This window comes from Photobacterium ganghwense (assembly GCF_017329545.1).
GTDB lineage: Bacteria > Pseudomonadota > Gammaproteobacteria > Enterobacterales > Vibrionaceae > Photobacterium > Photobacterium ganghwense.
On sequence record NZ_CP071326.1, the window covers coordinates 1083283 to 1099427 of the forward strand.

The following is a 16145-nucleotide window of genomic DNA, read 5'->3' on the forward strand; positions in this document are numbered from 1 at the left end:
TCCTTTGCACTGAGTCATAACGAATTACTGGTTCTTTTTGCGGTAGAACTGGAACAAGCTTGAAAAGTCCTGTTGGTCATGACCAGCAGCGTTATGGAAAGCGTAAAGGTTACGGGCGAGCATCCCCATAGGTATCGCAGACTGGCTCCGGGTTGCCGCTTCCAGCCCCAATCCGAGGTCTTTGAGCATCAGCTTAGTCATGAAGCCAGGTTTGTAGTCATTGGATGACGGCACAGACGCCATGATACCCGGGCATGGGTTATACAATTCCAAAGCCCAGTTGCGACCGGAACTCTGCATCATGATGTCTGACAGTACTTTCGGATCCAGGCCATTATCGATGCCGAGGCTCAGAGCCTCACAAGTACCAGACATTAAAATCCCCAGCATCAGGTTGTTACAGATTTTAGCCATCTGGCCATCACCGGCTTTACCTGCATGGAAAATATTTTTCCCCATGTGCTGAAGCACACTCCGGGCTTTCTCGAATGCGCTGTCTGAACCGCCGACAATGAATGTCAGTGTACCGGCCTGCGCACCGGCAACCCCACCCGATACCGGCGCATCCACAAATTCGAATCCTAGTTTTTCTGCTTCTGCCGCCACGATTCGTGCAGAATCAGGATCAATTGTGGATGAATCAATCAGGAAGGTGCCCGGCGCAATCATTTTTAGCAAACCACTGCCTCCCTGATGATCCCCCAGATACACAGCGCGAACATGCTGACCGGCCGGCAACATAGTCACAACGGTATCCACACCGGAAACCGCTTCTTCTAACGAACGTGCCGCGGTCGCCCCCTGCGATTCCAGCGCTTTGGTATGTGTCGGGTCGATATCAAACACCGTGACTTCACAGCCTGCTTTCAGCAAATTGGCAGCCATGGGTGAGCCCATATTTCCTAAACCGATAAATGCAATTTTCATGACTTTCTCCTTTAGTTGTAATGGGCTGAGGCTGGTTGCCCCTTGCTGATGAGTCCCAGTTGCTGCAAAGGATGCTCGTTATCCGCCCAAAGCGGGGTGAACAATTGCTCGATGACTGCAATATCAACACTGTCAACGTCTTTAAATCGCCAGTTTGGTTGTCCGGTTTTCTCAATCAGGCGCGCTTTCACCCCTTCATAAAACTCGCCAAGCAACCCGCAACGTACCGAAAGGGTCAGCTCCATACGGAAACAGTCCGCCAGAGACTCCTCATGGAACTGCGTGATCTGGCGATAACAAATGTGCGCCGTAATCGGACTCCCGGCAGCGAGCGAGGATTTCGCCTGCTGCAACCATTTATCCGGTTCGGCATGATTGCTGACAATCTCAGGCATTGCCTGAATATTGCGGCAGATTTCACTTAGAGAGCCATACTGACAAGCTGCCTGAATCGCAGGTAAGTGAGGTATCAGCTGACTGTCCGGGTGGGAGGATGTGGCCGCACTCCCCAAAGTATCCAGTACTTCTGTCACGCCGGCATAGACTTCCGACTCATCCCAGTCATAGTGTTGCAAACCGCTCAGTAGCTGAGACTTCTGCTCTGGCAGCAACACATGCTCAGTCATTGACAGTGCCAAAGCATCGGTTGCATTCACCTGTGCGCCCGTCAGCCCAAGGAACAATCCCACGCCTTGCGGCAACCGATTGAGGAACCAGGTCCCTCCGACATCCGGATACAGGCCGATGGTGATTTCCGGCATTGCAAGACGGGTTGATGGTGTCGAAATACGATGGCTGGCACCAATGTAGAGGCCGATACCGCCTCCCATTACAATCCCTTGCCCCCACACAACCACTGGCTTGGGATAGGTATGAATCATGTAATCCGTGGTGTATTCCAGTGCGAAGTAATCGGTTAAAAAACCTGTGGTTCGACAGCCTGGATGCGGTTTGTCGCTGTGCATAGAGTGACAAGTTGCAACATCACCTAAGAATTGGCTGCTCGCACCATTCTGGCCAGATTTTGCTTTGCCGCCATCTGTGACACCGTCACTCTGATGTCGAGCTTCATCCATCACCTGATACATGGATCGGACATCGCCACCAGCGCAAAACGCTTTTTCACCCACGCCATGAAGAAATACGCAAACCACATCGTCATCATCCTGCCAATGCAGCAGTGCCTCATGCAGCTGAACCAGCATGTCATAGCTCAGCGCATTCAGTGACGATGGATTATCCAGCTCCGCGATGCCAATTTTACGGCCGTTCTTACAAGGCAACTCTTGAATATTTACTTGTCCCGCCATGCGGTTCGCTCCTTATTCTGCTTGCTGCGCGGCTTACTGGTTTTTCCATTCCGGACGTCGTTTCTCAAGAAACGCCGTGACCCCTTCCGTCTGATCAGCGGTATCGAACAGTTTGACAAACAGCTCACGCTCACGCATCAAACCATGGTTGTGCGGCTCTGAACGGCAGTTTTGAATCAGGATCTTGCACGCTGCTACTGATGACGGAGATTGGTTAGCCACGGACTGCGCCATTGACATTGCCGCTTCCAGGCTTTGTCCGGTCGCCACCACCTCTTCAACCAATCCAATTTCCAATGCACGTGACGCGGTCACGCGCTCACCGCACAGGATCATCCGCTTCGCCCAGCCTTCACCCACCAACCAGGTCAGGTTCTGGGTACCCCCCGCACAAGGCAGTAGGCCCACTTTTGCTTCGGGCAGTGCCAGTTCGGCATGCGCTTCAGCAATTCGAATATCACATGCCAGTGCAACTTCAAGGCCGCCACCCATGGCGTACCCATTAATTGCCGCAATCGACACCCCACGAAAGGCAGATAAAGTTTCGAACGCTTCGCCAAATGCCTGTGCCATGCTGACCGCCACGCCTTTGTCACCGCTGGCAAACAGATTAAGATCCGCGCCGGCTGAGAAAAATTTCTCACCCTGTCCGGTCAGCACCAACGCATAGATAGAAGGATTTTTGTTCAGCGCTTCCACCGTTTCTTTCAACTGGTGAAGACTTTCCGCTGTCCAGGTGTTGGCTGGCGGGTTATTCATGGTCAGTACGGCAATATGACCTTCAATCGTGAGCAAAATCGCACTTTCATTCGACATGGAATCTCTCCCTATGCTGCCGGTGAGTTTCACTCACATTCCGACAGCGTTTTTCGAAGCCTTGTGTTTAGTGATTGCTTCGTTGTTTGATTAGTCCAGCCTTACTGCTTGGCTGTAGTGATGTTGATGCTGCAGAGATCACAGAGGTGATCACAGCAATTCAGCCCCTTCAGCCAGAACGCGGCGAGAGATGATCAGACGCATGATCTCGTTAGTGCCTTCCAGGATCTGGTGCACGCGTACGTCACGGAAATGGCGTTCCATGGGGTATTCTTTGATGTAGCCGTAGCCGCCATACAACTGCAGTGCTTCATCACACACTTTGAAGCCCACATCGGTCGCAAAGCGTTTAGCCATGGCACAATACGCCGTTGCATCCGTATCGCCGTTATCCAGTTTAAACGCGGCATAACGCACTAACTGACGCGCTGCCACCAGCTCAGTCACCATATCTGCCAACTTAAACTGCACGGACTGGAACTGAGACAGTGATTGTCCGAACTGACGACGCTCGGCGACATATTGTTTGGCATTGTTGATCGCCTGCTGGGCCGTTCCCAGTGAACAGGACGCAATATTCAGACGTCCGCCATCAAGCCCTTTCATGGCGAATTTGAATCCTTCACCTTCCTCACCCAGCCGGTAACTGACCGGAACCCTGACATCATCAAAGGTGACGGAACGGGTCGGCTGGCTGTTCCAGCCCATTTTTGGTTCGCGGCGACCATAACTGACGCCGGGCGCATTGGCCGGTACCACGAAAGCACTCACGCCCTGTGCTTTATTGGCCGTGGCAGATGTTCGGGCCATCACCACCAGCACATCTGTATCACCGGCACCGGAAATAAAGGCTTTCGCCCCATTGATGACATAGTGTTCGCCCTGAAGCACAGCCGACGTCGTCAATGATGCCGCATCAGACCCCGCATTGGGCTCTGTCAGGCAGTAAGACCCCAGCATCTCACCCGTCACCAATGACGGACAAAAAGCCTGCTTCACGTCATCTGTACCGAATGAGGCAATCATCCAGCTCACCATATTGTGAATCGTCATAAAGGCTGTGGTTGAGGTACATCCCATTGACAGCTGCTCGAACACAATTGACGCATCCAGACGTGGTAAACCCAGGCCACCCTGCTCTTCCGGTACATACAAGCTGAGAAACCCCATTTCTCCGGCTTCTTTCAGCACGTCTTTCGGGAAAATATGTTTTTCATCCCATTCGGCGGCATTGGGTGCCAGACGCTCTTCAGCAAACTGGCGAGCGGCATCTGCAAACGCCCGCTGATCTTCATTCAGTGAAAAATCCATTCATTACTCCTTCAATTGTTCCGCATCCCTGATGACGAAAGCCGCCTGCGTAACCATGACTCGCAGACCGCTTTCGTCTTTCGTCTTTCGTCTTTCGTCTTTCGTCTTTCGTTATTGCCCACTTACCACGTTCTATTTCAACTACGTTTTAGCGCAGGTGAATAGTCATGTTCGGGCCATCAGGGATATCGTCGTAGAACCAACGCGAAGTGACTGTCTTCGTTTCGGTATAGAAACGAATGGCTTGTTTCCCGTAAGCATGCAGATCGCCATAGAAGCTGCCACGCCAGCCGGTGAAAGAGAAGAATGGCAGAGGCACAGGAATCGGTACGTTAATACCTACCTGACCCACCTGAATGTGATGCTGGAATTTGCGAGCCGCCGCACCGCAGGCCGTGAAAATAGACGTACCGTTACCGTACGGGTTGTTATTGATCAGTTCGATCGCTTCATCCAGTGTATCTACTTCCAGACAGATCAATACCGGACCAAAAATTTCCTGCTGATAAATCGACATCTCAGTCGTTACGCCGCTAAACAGCGTCGGACCGACCCAGTTCCCTTCCGGATATCCGTCAACGGTGCACTCGGAACCATCCAGTTCACAGCGGGCACCTTCGTCTTTCCCTTCCTGAATTAGCGAAAGAACACGGGCTTTGGCCTGCGGGCTGATCAATGGGCCATAGCCTGCATTGCTGTCATTCCAGATGCCCGGCTTCACTTTGCTCATGGCTTCTTTCAGTTCAGGCAGGATCTCTTTCGCTGAGCCCACCAGCACCGCCACCGAAATAGCCATACAACGCTGACCGGCAGCCCCCACTGATGCCCCGACCAGATTATTGACGACCTGATCTTTATTGGCGTCAGGCATCACCACCATGTGGTTTTTCGCGCCGGCAAACGCCTGAACACGTTTCAGGTTGTGGGTCCCGGTCTGGTAGATGTAGCGGGCAACCGGCACAGAGCCGACAAACGAAATCGCGCGGATTTCCGGATGATGCAACAGGAAATCAACCTGTGGCTTACCGCCATGCACTATTTGCAGCACGCCTTTGGGCGCACCAGCCTGCTCAAACAGTTCCACCAAGCGGATCGCTGTCAACGGCACTTGCTCAGAAGGCTTAAGCACAAACGTGTTACCCGCCGCAATCGCCATCGGGAACATCCACAGTGGAATCATGGCCGGGAAGTTAAATGGCGTGATACCGCAACACACGCCGAGCGGTTGCGTCATGGAGTAACAGTCAATGTCCGTGGCGACGTTCTCAACAATTTCGCCCATCATCATGCTGGAAATGTTGGCAGCCTGCTCAACCACTTCGATACCGCGCCAGACGTCGCCTTTGGCATCCGCAAAGTTTTTACCGGTTTCACTCGACAGCAACTCTGCCAGTTCATCGTGATGCGCTTTTAGCAGGTGCTGGTATTCCAGCATCAGACGCGCACGCTCCGGCACCGCTACCTCTTTCCAGCGCTGGAAAGTGTCGGCGGCACTGGCAATTGCCGCGGCCATTTCATCATCTGTCGCCATTGGCACGCGGGCGATTGGCTGGTTGGTAGCCGGATTCGTAACATCAATCCACTGTTCAGACGTCGATTTTGTCCATTCACCGTCGATATACAGTGGTACGTGTGGCATTGAATCAATCATTGCTTGCTCCCTGGGATCCTACCCTGATTTGTTGCGGCTTTTCCGTGCACATCCAAACTACCTATCACGGTCCGTGCCGCCCGATTTCATGTATATGTTCTGTGCGCTTCACTCAGTCAGCGGGCTGAGGTGACACTTCCACAGCAATGGCTGTCGCTTCACCGCCGCCGATACAACAGGTGGCAATCCCTTTTACCGTTCTGCCATCGTTTTTGCTCTGCCGCAGAAGACGATGGATCAGAGTAACCAGAATACGTGCACCACTGGCACCAATCGGGTGCCCCAGCGCACAGGCGCCGCCATCCGGATTAACCCGCTCCGGTGCCAGTGACAGTTCATTCACGGCAATCTGAGTGACGACCGCAAACGCTTCATTGATTTCCCAGCTGTCGACTTCACCAGCAGACCATTTCAAATCAGTCAGAAGCTGCTTCACCGCATCAACTGGCGCAATGGTAAATTCCGCAGGTGAACGCGCCGAGGTACTGTGACCTTTAATAACCGCCAGCGGTCGGAAACCCTGTTGCTTAGCAGCTTCGCTGTCCATCAGAATCAGTGCTGCAGCGCCGTCAGAAATAGAGCTGGAATTAGCCGCCGTCACTGTACCTTGCGGATCAAACGCCGGCTTAAGCTGAGAAATTTTTTCGACATTGATTTCATTAGGGTGCTCGTCCGTACTGACCTGATGACTGCCCTGACGCGTCTCAATGGTTACCGGCACAATTTCTTCGTCGAACCAGCCCATTTCCTGCGCGACCAACGCGCGCTCCACCGATTTCAGCGCCCACTTATCCATACTGGCGCGACTGTAATGCAGTTCGTCGGCAACACGCTGGGCATAGACACCCATCAGCTTGCCTTCATAAGCATCCTGCAAACCATCCAGAAACATGTGGTCGTGTAACGTCGCATGACCAAGGCGAAGTCCGGTGCGGGCCTTAGTCTGAAGATAAGGTGCATTCGACATGCTCTCCATGCCACCTGCGACGACCGTCTGATTACGGCCCAACAAGATAGAGTCTGCCCCCAGCATGACGGCCTTCATGCCCGAACCGCAGACTTTGTTAATCGTGGTACAACCTACGGACTGAGGAATACCGGCGCCCAGTGAGGCCTGCCTTGCCGGCGCCTGACCACACCCTGCCGTCAGCACATTTCCCATGATCACTTCATTGACACCATCAGCCGTCATTTCGGCCTTGTTCAGCGCGCCGGCAATGGCATCGCTACCTAGTTGAGTTGCTGTTTTTCCCGACAGTACACCCTGAAAACTGCCTATGGGTGTTCGAGTTGCAGCAATCACCCAGACTTCTCTATCCATCAGTTTTGCCCTCAAATCCTATAGCGGTTGGTTTGCTACTGAATCAGCAGCTGTTTTCTTGACGTTTACGTAAGCATAGCACTAACATTTACGTAAACGTTAAGAAACAAATTAGATACATGCATTGGGTTTTGTCAAAGCTGTACTGATTTCTTTCCTCTGACTTTGATGTTCCAACTATCGAATCAGCACGATGTCACGGCTCGCCATAGCAACTCTAAGGCTTTGATATTCAGGCTGTTCGTCGAAATCTGACGCAGGGAGGTAAGCCAGTGGAGACGTTCAAAATAAGTGAACTTGCCAAAGAGTTTGATATCACGACCCGCAGCATTCGGTTCTATGAGGATGTCGGGCTGCTTCAACCACAGCGGCAAGGCAGTATTCGGGTTTACCAACGAAGAGACAAAACTCGCCTCAAGCTGATTCTTCGGGGAAAACGCCTGGGTTTTTCCCTGGCCGAAATCAAAGAGTTGTTTGAGTTGTATGACACCAAACAGAGTCAGACCCAGCTGAACAAGATGCTGAGTATCATTGATGACAAGGAAGCCGTTCTGAAACGCCAGCTTGAAGACATCAGTGTCGTTATGAATGAACTGCAAACCGCACGTGAGCGCTGTGTTCAGGCCTTAAACGAGCACCGTGAGCGCAAGGCGCTGTAGTGGGTTCATTACAAGAGATTCAACAAAGCAAAGAATTAAGACCAACACCTTGAAACGCATCGTGTAATTAACCAAACAGTTATCTATCGGCAGAAGTTTGTTGTTGCCGCAATACCTAATCGGGAGTGGCTATGAAAGACAGGTTTACACCGCTGAATTTTGGCTTAGGCGAAACAATTGACATGCTGCGGGAGCAAATAAACGGCTTTGCCGAACAGACGATTGCCCCACTGGCTGAACAAATTGACCGCGACAATCAGTTTCCGAATCACCTGTGGCCAATACTGGGTGAAATGGGTCTGCTTGGTGTCACCGTCAGCGAAGAATACGGTGGTGCCGATATGGGTTATCTGGCCCATGTGATTGCCATGGAAGAGATCAGCCGTGCCTCCGCGTCGGTTGCCCTGAGTTACGGTGCGCATTCCAATCTGTGTGTTAATCAGATTCACCGTCATGGTACAGATGCCCAGAAAGCACGCTATCTGCCAAAACTGGTCAGCGGCGAGCATATTGGTGCGTTGGCCATGAGTGAGCCCAATGCAGGATCCGATGTCGTCAGCATGCAGCTACGAGCAGAACGACGCGGTGATCACTACATTCTGAACGGCAACAAAATGTGGATCACCAACGGGCCTGATGCCGACACTCTGGTGGTGTACGCCAAGACGGAGCCCAGCGCCGGTTCCCGCGGAATCACCGCGTTCATCATAGAGAAAGGCTTTAAGGGGTTCAGCACCGCCCAGAAACTCGACAAGCTTGGCATGCGTGGGTCAAACACCTGTGAGCTGGTGTTCGAGCACTGCGAAGTACCGGTTGAAAACGTGCTTGGCCCGCTGAATGAAGGCGTCAAGGTGCTGATGAGTGGCCTGGACTATGAACGCGTCGTGCTGGCCGGTGGGCCTTTGGGCATCATGCGTGCCTGTATGGATTTGGTTCTGCCGTATATTCACGATCGCCATCAATTTGGGAAATCCATCGGTGAATTCCAGCTGGTACAGGCCAAAGTGGCCGACATGTACACCCGTACCAATGCGGCACGTGCGTACGTGTATGCGGTAGCGGCAGCCTGTGATCGCGGTGAAACCACCCGTAAAGATGCGGCTGGGGTCATTCTGTATGCGGCTGAACTCGCTACCCAACTGGCACTCGATGCCATCCAATTGCTGGGCGGTAACGGCTACATCAATGAATTCCCTGCCGGCCGCTTATTGCGTGATGCCAAGCTGTATGAAATTGGTGCAGGAACATCGGAAATCAGACGGATGCTGATTGGCCGTGAGTTGTTTGAAGAATCTAAGTAAGGACAGACCATGGCGACTATTCAAACTGCCATCAATCGCGATGACAAATACTTTACCGATAACTATCGGGATATGGCGGCGTTGATCGATCAGCTGGACACCCATATTGCCACTATTAAACAAGGCGGTGGCCCTGCACTGATTGAGAAACAACGTAAGAAAGGAAAGCTCCCGGTCCGAACCCGTATCGAGATGCTGATCGACCAGGATTCTCGTTTCCTCGAGATCGGCCAGTTTGCGGCCTGGAAAGTGTACGATGACAACATTCCCTGTGCCGGTGTGGTTGCCGGTATCGGACGCGTACATGGCATAGATTGCATGATCGTCGCCAACGACCCGTCGGTAAAAGGCGGAACCTATTACCCCCTGACGGTGAAGAAACACCTTAGAGCGCAGGAAATTGCTGAGCGCTGTCACCTGCCGTGTATTTATCTGGTGGACTCCGGCGGGGCGAACCTGCCCCATCAGGCAGACGTTTTTCCAGACAGGGATCACTTCGGCCGTATTTTCTTTAATCAAGCTCGTATGTCAGCCAAGGGCATTCCGCAAATCGCGGTCGTGATGGGCTCCTGTACTGCTGGCGGGGCTTATGTACCGGCGATGGCCGATGTATCAATCATTATCAAAGAACAAGGCACCATTTTCCTCGCCGGCCCCCCTTTGGTGAAAGCCGCGACAGGTGAGATTGTTACAGCAGAAGAGCTGGGCGGGGCGTATGTCCACTGTAAAACGTCCGGAGTCGCTGACTATTTTGCTGAAGACGAAAAGCACGCGATCAGCCTGGCTCGTCAGGCTGTGAGTAACTGCGGCATGTCGCCGATTCCGACGATCCCGCCGAAGAGAACATCCATGGCGAACAGTCCATCGGGGTTGCACGATGCTGACTACAAAACGCCGGATTACTCGCACTTTGATTTCCAACCGCTTGAGTACAAAGAACCGCTGTACCCAATCGATGATCTGCTCGGCATAGTCGGTACCGATCTGCGCAAGCCTATTAAGATTCGGGAAGTGATCGCCCGCCTCGTCGACGATTCGGAATTTGATGAATTCAAAGCAATGTACGGTGCCTCACTGGTTTGTGGCTTTGCCCGGTTGTACGGACAAACCATAGGTATTGTCGCCAATAACGGCATTTTGTTTTCTGAATCTGCTCAGAAAGGGGCGCATTTCATTGAGCTATGCTGCAAACGTAAGATCCCGCTTCTGTTTTTACAGAACATCACCGGATTTATGGTCGGCAAAAAATACGAGTCAGAAGGTATTGCCAAACACGGTGCCAAAATGGTGATGGCTGTGGCCTGTGCCGATGTGCCGAAATTTACCGTCATCATCGGGGGGTCTTACGGCGCCGGTAACTATGGCATGTGTGGTCGCGCCTACAGCCCGACGATGATGTGGATGTGGCCGAATGCCCGTATTTCGGTCATGGGCGGCGAGCAGGCGGCGGGGGTTCTGGCACAGGTGAACCGTGATAATAAGCGTCGTAACGGTGAAACCTGGACGAAGTACGAAGAAGAAGCCTTCAAGCAACCCATCCGCGAGCTCTACGACAATCAGGGGTCACCCTACTATGCCAGTGCCCGACTGTGGGACGACGGCATTTTGGATCCGCGCAAGACCCGCGAAGTGGTGGGTCAGGCGCTGCTGGCCAGTTTGCGCGCCCCGATAGAAGAAAGCACCTTCGGTATTTTCAGGATGTAAAGGAGAGTCAAATGACAGTCGAAACACATCCGGCGCCGAGCGCTGAACAGATTTTCCACCATCAAGATGACGATCCTGTTCTTTGTACTCTGGCGACCAATGGAGTCGCCACCCTTACGTTGAATCGTCCTCACAAACACAATGCCTTTGACGATCGCTGTATTGCTGATCTGCTTCGCTACCTGACTCAGTTACGCGAGTCAGGTGACGTTCGCATGTTGACCCTCACTGCAAACGGGCAACATTTCAGCGCCGGGGCGGATCTGAACTGGATGCAGTCGATGGTTAACCTCAGCCAGGAGGAAAACGAACAGGATGCCGCCAAACTGGCTGAATTACTTCATCAACTTGATACTTTCCCGACGCCAACGCTGGCACTGGTACAGGGCAGTGCATTCGGCGGCGCAGTGGGTCTGGTATGTTGCTGCGATATCGTTATTGCGATGAAGGAGAGCTCGTTCTGCCTGAGCGAAGTCAAACTGGGGCTGATCCCTGCCACTATTGGTCCTTATGTCTGCCGGACTCTGGGACAACGTCAGGCCCGGCGTTTTATGCTGACCGCTGAGCGATTCTCCGGCTATCAGGCCCAAACCATGGGACTGGTTCATCAGTTGGTGGTCACGGCAGAAGAACGGGACGAGTTGCTGGCGCAATTAACCGGGCAGATTCTGGCAAACGGCCCGGCCGCACTGCAGGCTGCAAAAGCCCTGTGTAAAACCTGCGAACTGATGCCACTCGACGACGAGCTGAGACAACATACCAGTCAGCTGATTGCAGAGATACGCACCTCGTCTGAAGGTCAGGAAGGTCTGCACGCCTTCTTCGAGAAGCGACGGCCAGTATGGAGCGTGCCACATGAGTAATTTCATGATGACCGCTGACGCCCTGGCAAAGGATCTACCAAAGCAAGTGAAAATTGTCGAGGTGGGTGCCCGTGATGGCCTTCAAAATGAAAAACAGGTCAGTACAGAAGCCAAAATTGCGTTTATCAATTCACTTTCTGCCTGCGGTGTTCGCCATATTGAAGCGGGGTCGTTTGTTTCAGCTAAACGTGTTCCTCAAATGGCCGATTCCATGTCGGTCATGCAAGGCATTGAACGTCACTCGGGGGTAACCTACTCCGCCCTGACCCCGAACATTCAGGGCTTTGAAATGGCGCTTGCCGCTGAAGCCAGCGAAGTTGCCATCTTTGGTTCGGCTTCAGAAGGCTTCAGTCAGCACAACATCAACTGCTCAATCAGTGGAAGCCTGCAACGCTTTGAATCTGTTATGGCGCTGGCCAAGCTTCATGAGATACCGGTTCGGGGCTATCTATCGTGTGTGATTGACTGTCCATATGACGGTGAAACCGATCCCAACAAAGTCGCCCTGATTGCTCAAACGCTGCTGGAAATGGGCTGCCATGAAATTTCACTGGGAGATACCGTAGGCACAGGCACCCCTTTGCGGGTAGCGCGTATGCTGGAAGCCGTGAGCAGGCTTGTGCCCCCTTCCCTGCTGGCTGTTCATTTCCACAATACCTGGGGTCAGGCACTCCCCAATATCTACCAGGCTCTGCAAATGGGCATCAGCACCATTGACAGCAGTACCGCTGGATTAGGTGGCTGCCCGTATGCTCCGGGTGCCAGCGGCAACGTCGCCACAGAAGATGTTGTTTATCTGTGCCAGCAGATGGGGATCAATACAGGCATCGACCTCAACAAGTTGGCCGAAGCCGGATGGATGATCTGTCAGTCGCTGGGGATTGCACCACGCTCCAATGTGTCACTGGCGCTTCGCAGTGCTCAGGAGCGTAATCAGTGTATGTAATAATTTTATAGTTTGTCTTTACGAATCAGCTAACTATACCGGAACAAAAATAAACGAAGGGAATCTCGCGATTTCCTTCGTTTTTGTCTGTGAGTGTGTACCAGAAAAACACGTGGTCTTCACAAAGCGTATTGACACTCGTTATCAGCTGTCAGAGCGCAAGCACCGTTGTTCAGCCTCCAGTTCATTTACTGCACGCCAAAGCTTCTGTTCTCTTTCGAGGAATCGTTCATATTTCGCTCCTCCCTGTTCTACGGTCAGTTTATCTAATGGCCCGATATACTGTTCTGCCTGACTATCAAATAAAGCCCTGAATTCTTCCATGGTAGGTAAACGGCTGTTGCTTTCTTCGAAGTTTTCAAAAATCGAGGAAACTTTATCAGAAATATCACGCTTGATTCCGTCAAAATCTACAGTGTCCATAGGCGTACTCCAATTAGCCATACTTGCATGTCACATTTTGCATACAAGTAAAGGATAGTCGAAGAGCCAGTAACGCCCAGTAAATTGGCCTGTCAGAGTGTAATGAAATATGACGGAAATAAACTCTTGTTTAGGCTATATTTATCCAATAATCCTGAGTGATACACCGGAATGTTGCAGAAGTCTCTTTTTAAAAGTTGGAATAAGATCTCATTTTATAACTCCAGATTTGATTAACTATCAGGTGTGGCACAAAAACTATAATTAAACAGATTGTTTGGTTAACGTGAGAATAATAACAGGAGGGAAAATGAACAAACGGTTCCAACCCTTATTTTTGTTCTCGTTTAATTGTTGGCGGTGTGTGATTCCAGCCGTTACGTTAACCTTTTCACTGCCTTCTAACGCGGCTGATAGTCTTTATACTGAGACTGGCAATAAAGCGTTAAACGAGGAGAAAACCGACACCCACCTAAATCCTTATACAACCTCCGCGAACCCATATACAACCTCCGTCAATCACGCCAGCCTTACTGCTGTTGCTGAAACGGATGAAGATGCGGAGGACGATTCGGATTTGGAAGACTGGTTAAACGAAACTCAGGACTCCATATCAGATAGCATCCATGACTACAGCACTGCATTCGACCATTACCTTTCGAAAAAGGACGGTGAAGAGCCGATGGAAAACCGTAGCTATCTGAAAATTCGCTTCAAGCCCCGTTACAGCCACCGCGAGTACTTTGACGGTGATGCCAGTGTTCGACTGAAGCTGGATCTCCCCCACACAGAAAAAAACTGGAAGCTGATTTTTGACACAGACCCGGATGATTTTGACCGCCTTGAAGACAAACAACGCGGTATCAGTAATGGCGACAGCAGCAATGGGGCGATTGGCGGCTTTCGTGCACAAGGTCGTAATTGGGGAAACTGGAAAACAAACCTTGATTTAGGTCTGAAGATCAAACTTCCCCTTGATCCCTTTACCCGGGCAGAGATTTGGCGCGTTGATCAGGTTAGTGATAACTGGACGACCCGAATCAAGCAGGAACTCTTTTACTACCATTCAAAAGGGCCGGGATCATTAACGTCGCTGAACTTCTATTTCGCCAGTCCCACAGATCCCACCACTATTTTGAAACTGAGCACCAGCGCCCAGTTTCTGGATGACGATGATAATTGGGAGTTTGTTAATCAGGCAGAGATCTTCGACCGAATCAACGAAAGTAACCTGATGCAATATTCGCTTGGCGTTAGTGCAGACTCTCGCCCCAACTACTCTATCACCAACTCCTGGGTTTCCATGTCCTGGAAACATCGGCTGTATAAAGACTGGCTCTATCTGGCAGTAACACCGGAATTAAATTTTCAGGATGAGTTTGATTACAAACTCAATCCCGGCATCATGATGGAATTGGAACTGTTCTTTACCACCATTGGCGGTATTGACCGCTTATCACGCAAAATTCCCACCCCGGATTAAAACGGAACGGGCTTAAAATCATCCTCTCTGGTTGGGTTTATTTTTTATTGCTGGGAGTGGGTAGCGAGTAGTAAATGATTATGGTGGCTATAGCTCTCGCCAATACTGACATTGATAAAATGTCTTAAGCTGAACATCGAGATGAAAGAACACTAGAAAGAGTGAGAAAAATAAAAAGGAATGAGAACAAACAATCAAAAAAGTGGACACTCTGCCGTTAGCGTCCCTGCTAACGAAGAAGTGCTATCTGATGAGTGATAACAGGTTCAGCGAGCCGCCTGCAAAAGCTGTGAAGCAAGGTCATCTCGGCATTGGTCGAGCCATTCATAGCGCTCACGATACATTTTACGCTTCGGTCGTTTAATCTCTTCCAGCTGACGGCGCTCAGCCACTACCGGCAGTTCATAGTACCATCGGTTATGTTCTGTACCGCCCAGCTCTGCCCATAATGCATCGTAGTCCATCATAACCGGCTTCTTGCGATAACGCTTAGACGAATAAGCATGAGCGTCATTCTTTACCGCAAACAACTGCTTAATCCCTAACAGCTCTAATACCATGCGCAGGGCTTCAACCACAAACGACTTCGGTCTCTGGCCGTATAACCCTTTGGTAAACATGCGACTGAAATCCTGCATGTCTCTACCACCCTGAAGCCCACCAATATAGGCTTTGTTTCCGACAACAATAAACGTCACCATGTAATATTTGGTGCCTTGTTCATCACAAAGAACAAGTGTCAGTTCCCCTTCGCGATGAAATTTGCTGTCGTGAATTAACCGAAGCTGAAGAGTGGACGCTTCCAGTGGAATGGATTTGAGGACAAAACCGTCCTGATACACGGCACGACGCACTGAGTGTGAAAATGTGGATTCAAACCAGCCATAATGCTGCAAAATCACATCAACTGTCTGCTGTTTTGACAGACCGTCACGCAAGTATGGTCGCATACACTTTAAGAAGAATTCAGGCTGCTTCTCCAGCAACATTTGCCTTTCGCCAAATGAAAACTGGTCATACAGGCTTTGTAACTGACGGTAAGCCAGCATACCGCGAACAATATATTTGCCGATATACGCCGACTTTTTCTGCCAGGTTGCATTCTTTATATTTTTAACTACGACACGCTTGGCATAGGTGTCTTGGGCTGCCGTCCACAAGTTCATAGATTGCACCAATGATACAGTGTTCAAATTTGGTGCTAGGCTAGTCGTCGTCATACGAGTTAGCAATCTGGACTTTGTACTTTATTGTATGCAATTGTCAGAACAACATTCATCACACTTGCAATTCTCAGAATTGATTAAAAACCTCATTATAAGTGCTCTAATTTCATACCGTTTTGTTATTTTTAGACGCTGGGTTTCCGCAATTCACCTACACGCCACTATCTGCTTAAGTGAGACACCGCTCTTTCATTACTCAGATGC

The 16145-nt window shown here is 51.0% G+C and carries 14 protein-coding genes; 6 read left to right on the plus strand and 8 right to left on the minus strand.

All coding sequences use genetic code 11. The features are described from left to right. Positions 1-24 precede the first annotated feature (24 nt). The 6 genes from mmsB to FH974_RS21050 form a co-directional block, all read right to left on the minus strand. Positions 25-927 carry a 3-hydroxyisobutyrate dehydrogenase gene (mmsB, locus tag FH974_RS21025; RefSeq protein ID WP_047885791.1) on the minus strand — a complete coding sequence of 301 codons (903 nt, stop codon included), beginning with the start codon at positions 925-927 and terminating at the stop codon, positions 25-27. 11 nt (positions 928-938) lie between these two features. Next, entirely contained in the window at positions 939-2237 is a 1299-nt protein-coding gene (locus FH974_RS21030) for an enoyl-CoA hydratase/isomerase family protein (protein WP_047885792.1), read from the minus strand. Between the two features lie 33 nt (positions 2238-2270). Continuing rightward, positions 2271-3053 (minus strand): enoyl-CoA hydratase, encoded by a 783-nt coding sequence (locus FH974_RS21035; protein ID WP_047885793.1) that lies wholly within the window; start codon positions 3051-3053, stop codon positions 2271-2273. 150 nt (positions 3054-3203) lie between these two features. Next, complete coding sequence (locus tag FH974_RS21040; RefSeq protein WP_047885794.1) at positions 3204-4364, minus strand: acyl-CoA dehydrogenase family protein; 1161 nt, start codon at positions 4362-4364, stop codon at positions 3204-3206. A gap of 148 nt (positions 4365-4512) precedes the next feature. Continuing rightward, complete coding sequence (locus FH974_RS21045) at positions 4513-6015, minus strand: CoA-acylating methylmalonate-semialdehyde dehydrogenase (RefSeq protein ID WP_047885795.1); 1503 nt, start codon at positions 6013-6015, stop codon at positions 4513-4515. A 112-nt stretch (positions 6016-6127) separates the two neighbouring features. Beyond that, a complete protein-coding gene (locus tag FH974_RS21050; RefSeq protein ID WP_047885796.1) occupies positions 6128-7336 on the minus strand; it encodes a thiolase family protein in 1209 nt (402 codons plus the stop codon). A gap of 272 nt (positions 7337-7608) precedes the next feature. Between FH974_RS21050 and FH974_RS21055 the strand changes: the two genes are divergently transcribed. From FH974_RS21055 to FH974_RS21075, 5 genes are all read left to right on the plus strand, one after another. Next, positions 7609-7995 carry a MerR family transcriptional regulator gene (locus tag FH974_RS21055; protein ID WP_047885797.1) on the plus strand — a complete coding sequence of 129 codons (387 nt, stop codon included), beginning with the start codon at positions 7609-7611 and terminating at the stop codon, positions 7993-7995. A 131-nt stretch (positions 7996-8126) separates the two neighbouring features. Further along, positions 8127-9296 (plus strand): isovaleryl-CoA dehydrogenase, encoded by a 1170-nt coding sequence (locus tag FH974_RS21060; protein WP_047885798.1) that lies wholly within the window; start codon positions 8127-8129, stop codon positions 9294-9296. 72 nt (positions 9297-9368) lie between these two features. Then, positions 9369-11000, plus strand: coding sequence for a carboxyl transferase domain-containing protein (locus tag FH974_RS21065; RefSeq protein ID WP_373689512.1), 1632 nt, complete (start codon positions 9369-9371; stop codon positions 10998-11000). 11 nt (positions 11001-11011) lie between these two features. Further along, the gene (locus FH974_RS21070) at positions 11012-11863 is read left to right on the plus strand and encodes an enoyl-CoA hydratase-related protein (protein ID WP_053061860.1); all 852 of its coding nucleotides are present in this window, start codon (positions 11012-11014) and stop codon (positions 11861-11863) included. Positions 11864-11870: 7 nt separating this feature from the next. Further along, entirely contained in the window at positions 11871-12809 is a 939-nt protein-coding gene (locus FH974_RS21075; protein ID WP_047886314.1) for a hydroxymethylglutaryl-CoA lyase, read from the plus strand. Positions 12810-12953: 144 nt separating this feature from the next. Here the strand turns inward: FH974_RS21075 and FH974_RS21080 are convergent, their stop codons facing one another. Then, positions 12954-13232 carry a hypothetical protein gene (locus tag FH974_RS21080; RefSeq protein WP_047885800.1) on the minus strand — a complete coding sequence of 93 codons (279 nt, stop codon included), beginning with the start codon at positions 13230-13232 and terminating at the stop codon, positions 12954-12956. Positions 13233-13809: 577 nt separating this feature from the next. Between FH974_RS21080 and FH974_RS21085 the strand changes: the two genes are divergently transcribed. After that, positions 13810-14715: a hypothetical protein gene (locus FH974_RS21085; RefSeq protein ID WP_169776038.1), complete on the plus strand. Its 906-nt coding sequence runs from the start codon at positions 13810-13812 to the stop codon at positions 14713-14715. Positions 14716-14981: 266 nt separating this feature from the next. Here FH974_RS21085 and FH974_RS21090 read toward each other — a convergent pair whose 3' ends face one another. Continuing rightward, entirely contained in the window at positions 14982-15881 is a 900-nt protein-coding gene (locus tag FH974_RS21090; protein WP_047885801.1) for a VirK/YbjX family protein, read from the minus strand. Between the last annotated feature and the right edge of the window lie 264 nt (positions 15882-16145).

Coding starts and splice junctions, on each gene's coding strand:
- FH974_RS21065 (WP_373689512.1), top strand. CDS start 9,369: ATGGCGGCGTTGATCGATCAGCTGGACACCCATATTGCCACTATTAAA.
- FH974_RS21045 (WP_047885795.1), bottom strand. CDS start 6,015: ATGATTGATTCAATGCCACACGTACCACTGTATATCGACGGTGAATGG.
- FH974_RS21050 (WP_047885796.1), bottom strand. CDS start 7,336: ATGGATAGAGAAGTCTGGGTGATTGCTGCAACTCGAACACCCATAGGC.
- FH974_RS21035 (WP_047885793.1), bottom strand. CDS start 3,053: ATGTCGAATGAAAGTGCGATTTTGCTCACGATTGAAGGTCATATTGCC.
- FH974_RS21080 (WP_047885800.1), bottom strand. CDS start 13,232: ATGGACACTGTAGATTTTGACGGAATCAAGCGTGATATTTCTGATAAA.
- FH974_RS21060 (WP_047885798.1), top strand. CDS start 8,127: ATGAAAGACAGGTTTACACCGCTGAATTTTGGCTTAGGCGAAACAATT.
- FH974_RS21075 (WP_047886314.1), top strand. CDS start 11,871: ATGACCGCTGACGCCCTGGCAAAGGATCTACCAAAGCAAGTGAAAATT.
- FH974_RS21070 (WP_053061860.1), top strand. CDS start 11,012: ATGACAGTCGAAACACATCCGGCGCCGAGCGCTGAACAGATTTTCCAC.
- mmsB (WP_047885791.1), bottom strand. CDS start 927: ATGAAAATTGCATTTATCGGTTTAGGAAATATGGGCTCACCCATGGCT.
- FH974_RS21040 (WP_047885794.1), bottom strand. CDS start 4,364: ATGGATTTTTCACTGAATGAAGATCAGCGGGCGTTTGCAGATGCCGCT.
- FH974_RS21030 (WP_047885792.1), bottom strand. CDS start 2,237: ATGGCGGGACAAGTAAATATTCAAGAGTTGCCTTGTAAGAACGGCCGT.
- FH974_RS21090 (WP_047885801.1), bottom strand. CDS start 15,881: ATGAACTTGTGGACGGCAGCCCAAGACACCTATGCCAAGCGTGTCGTA.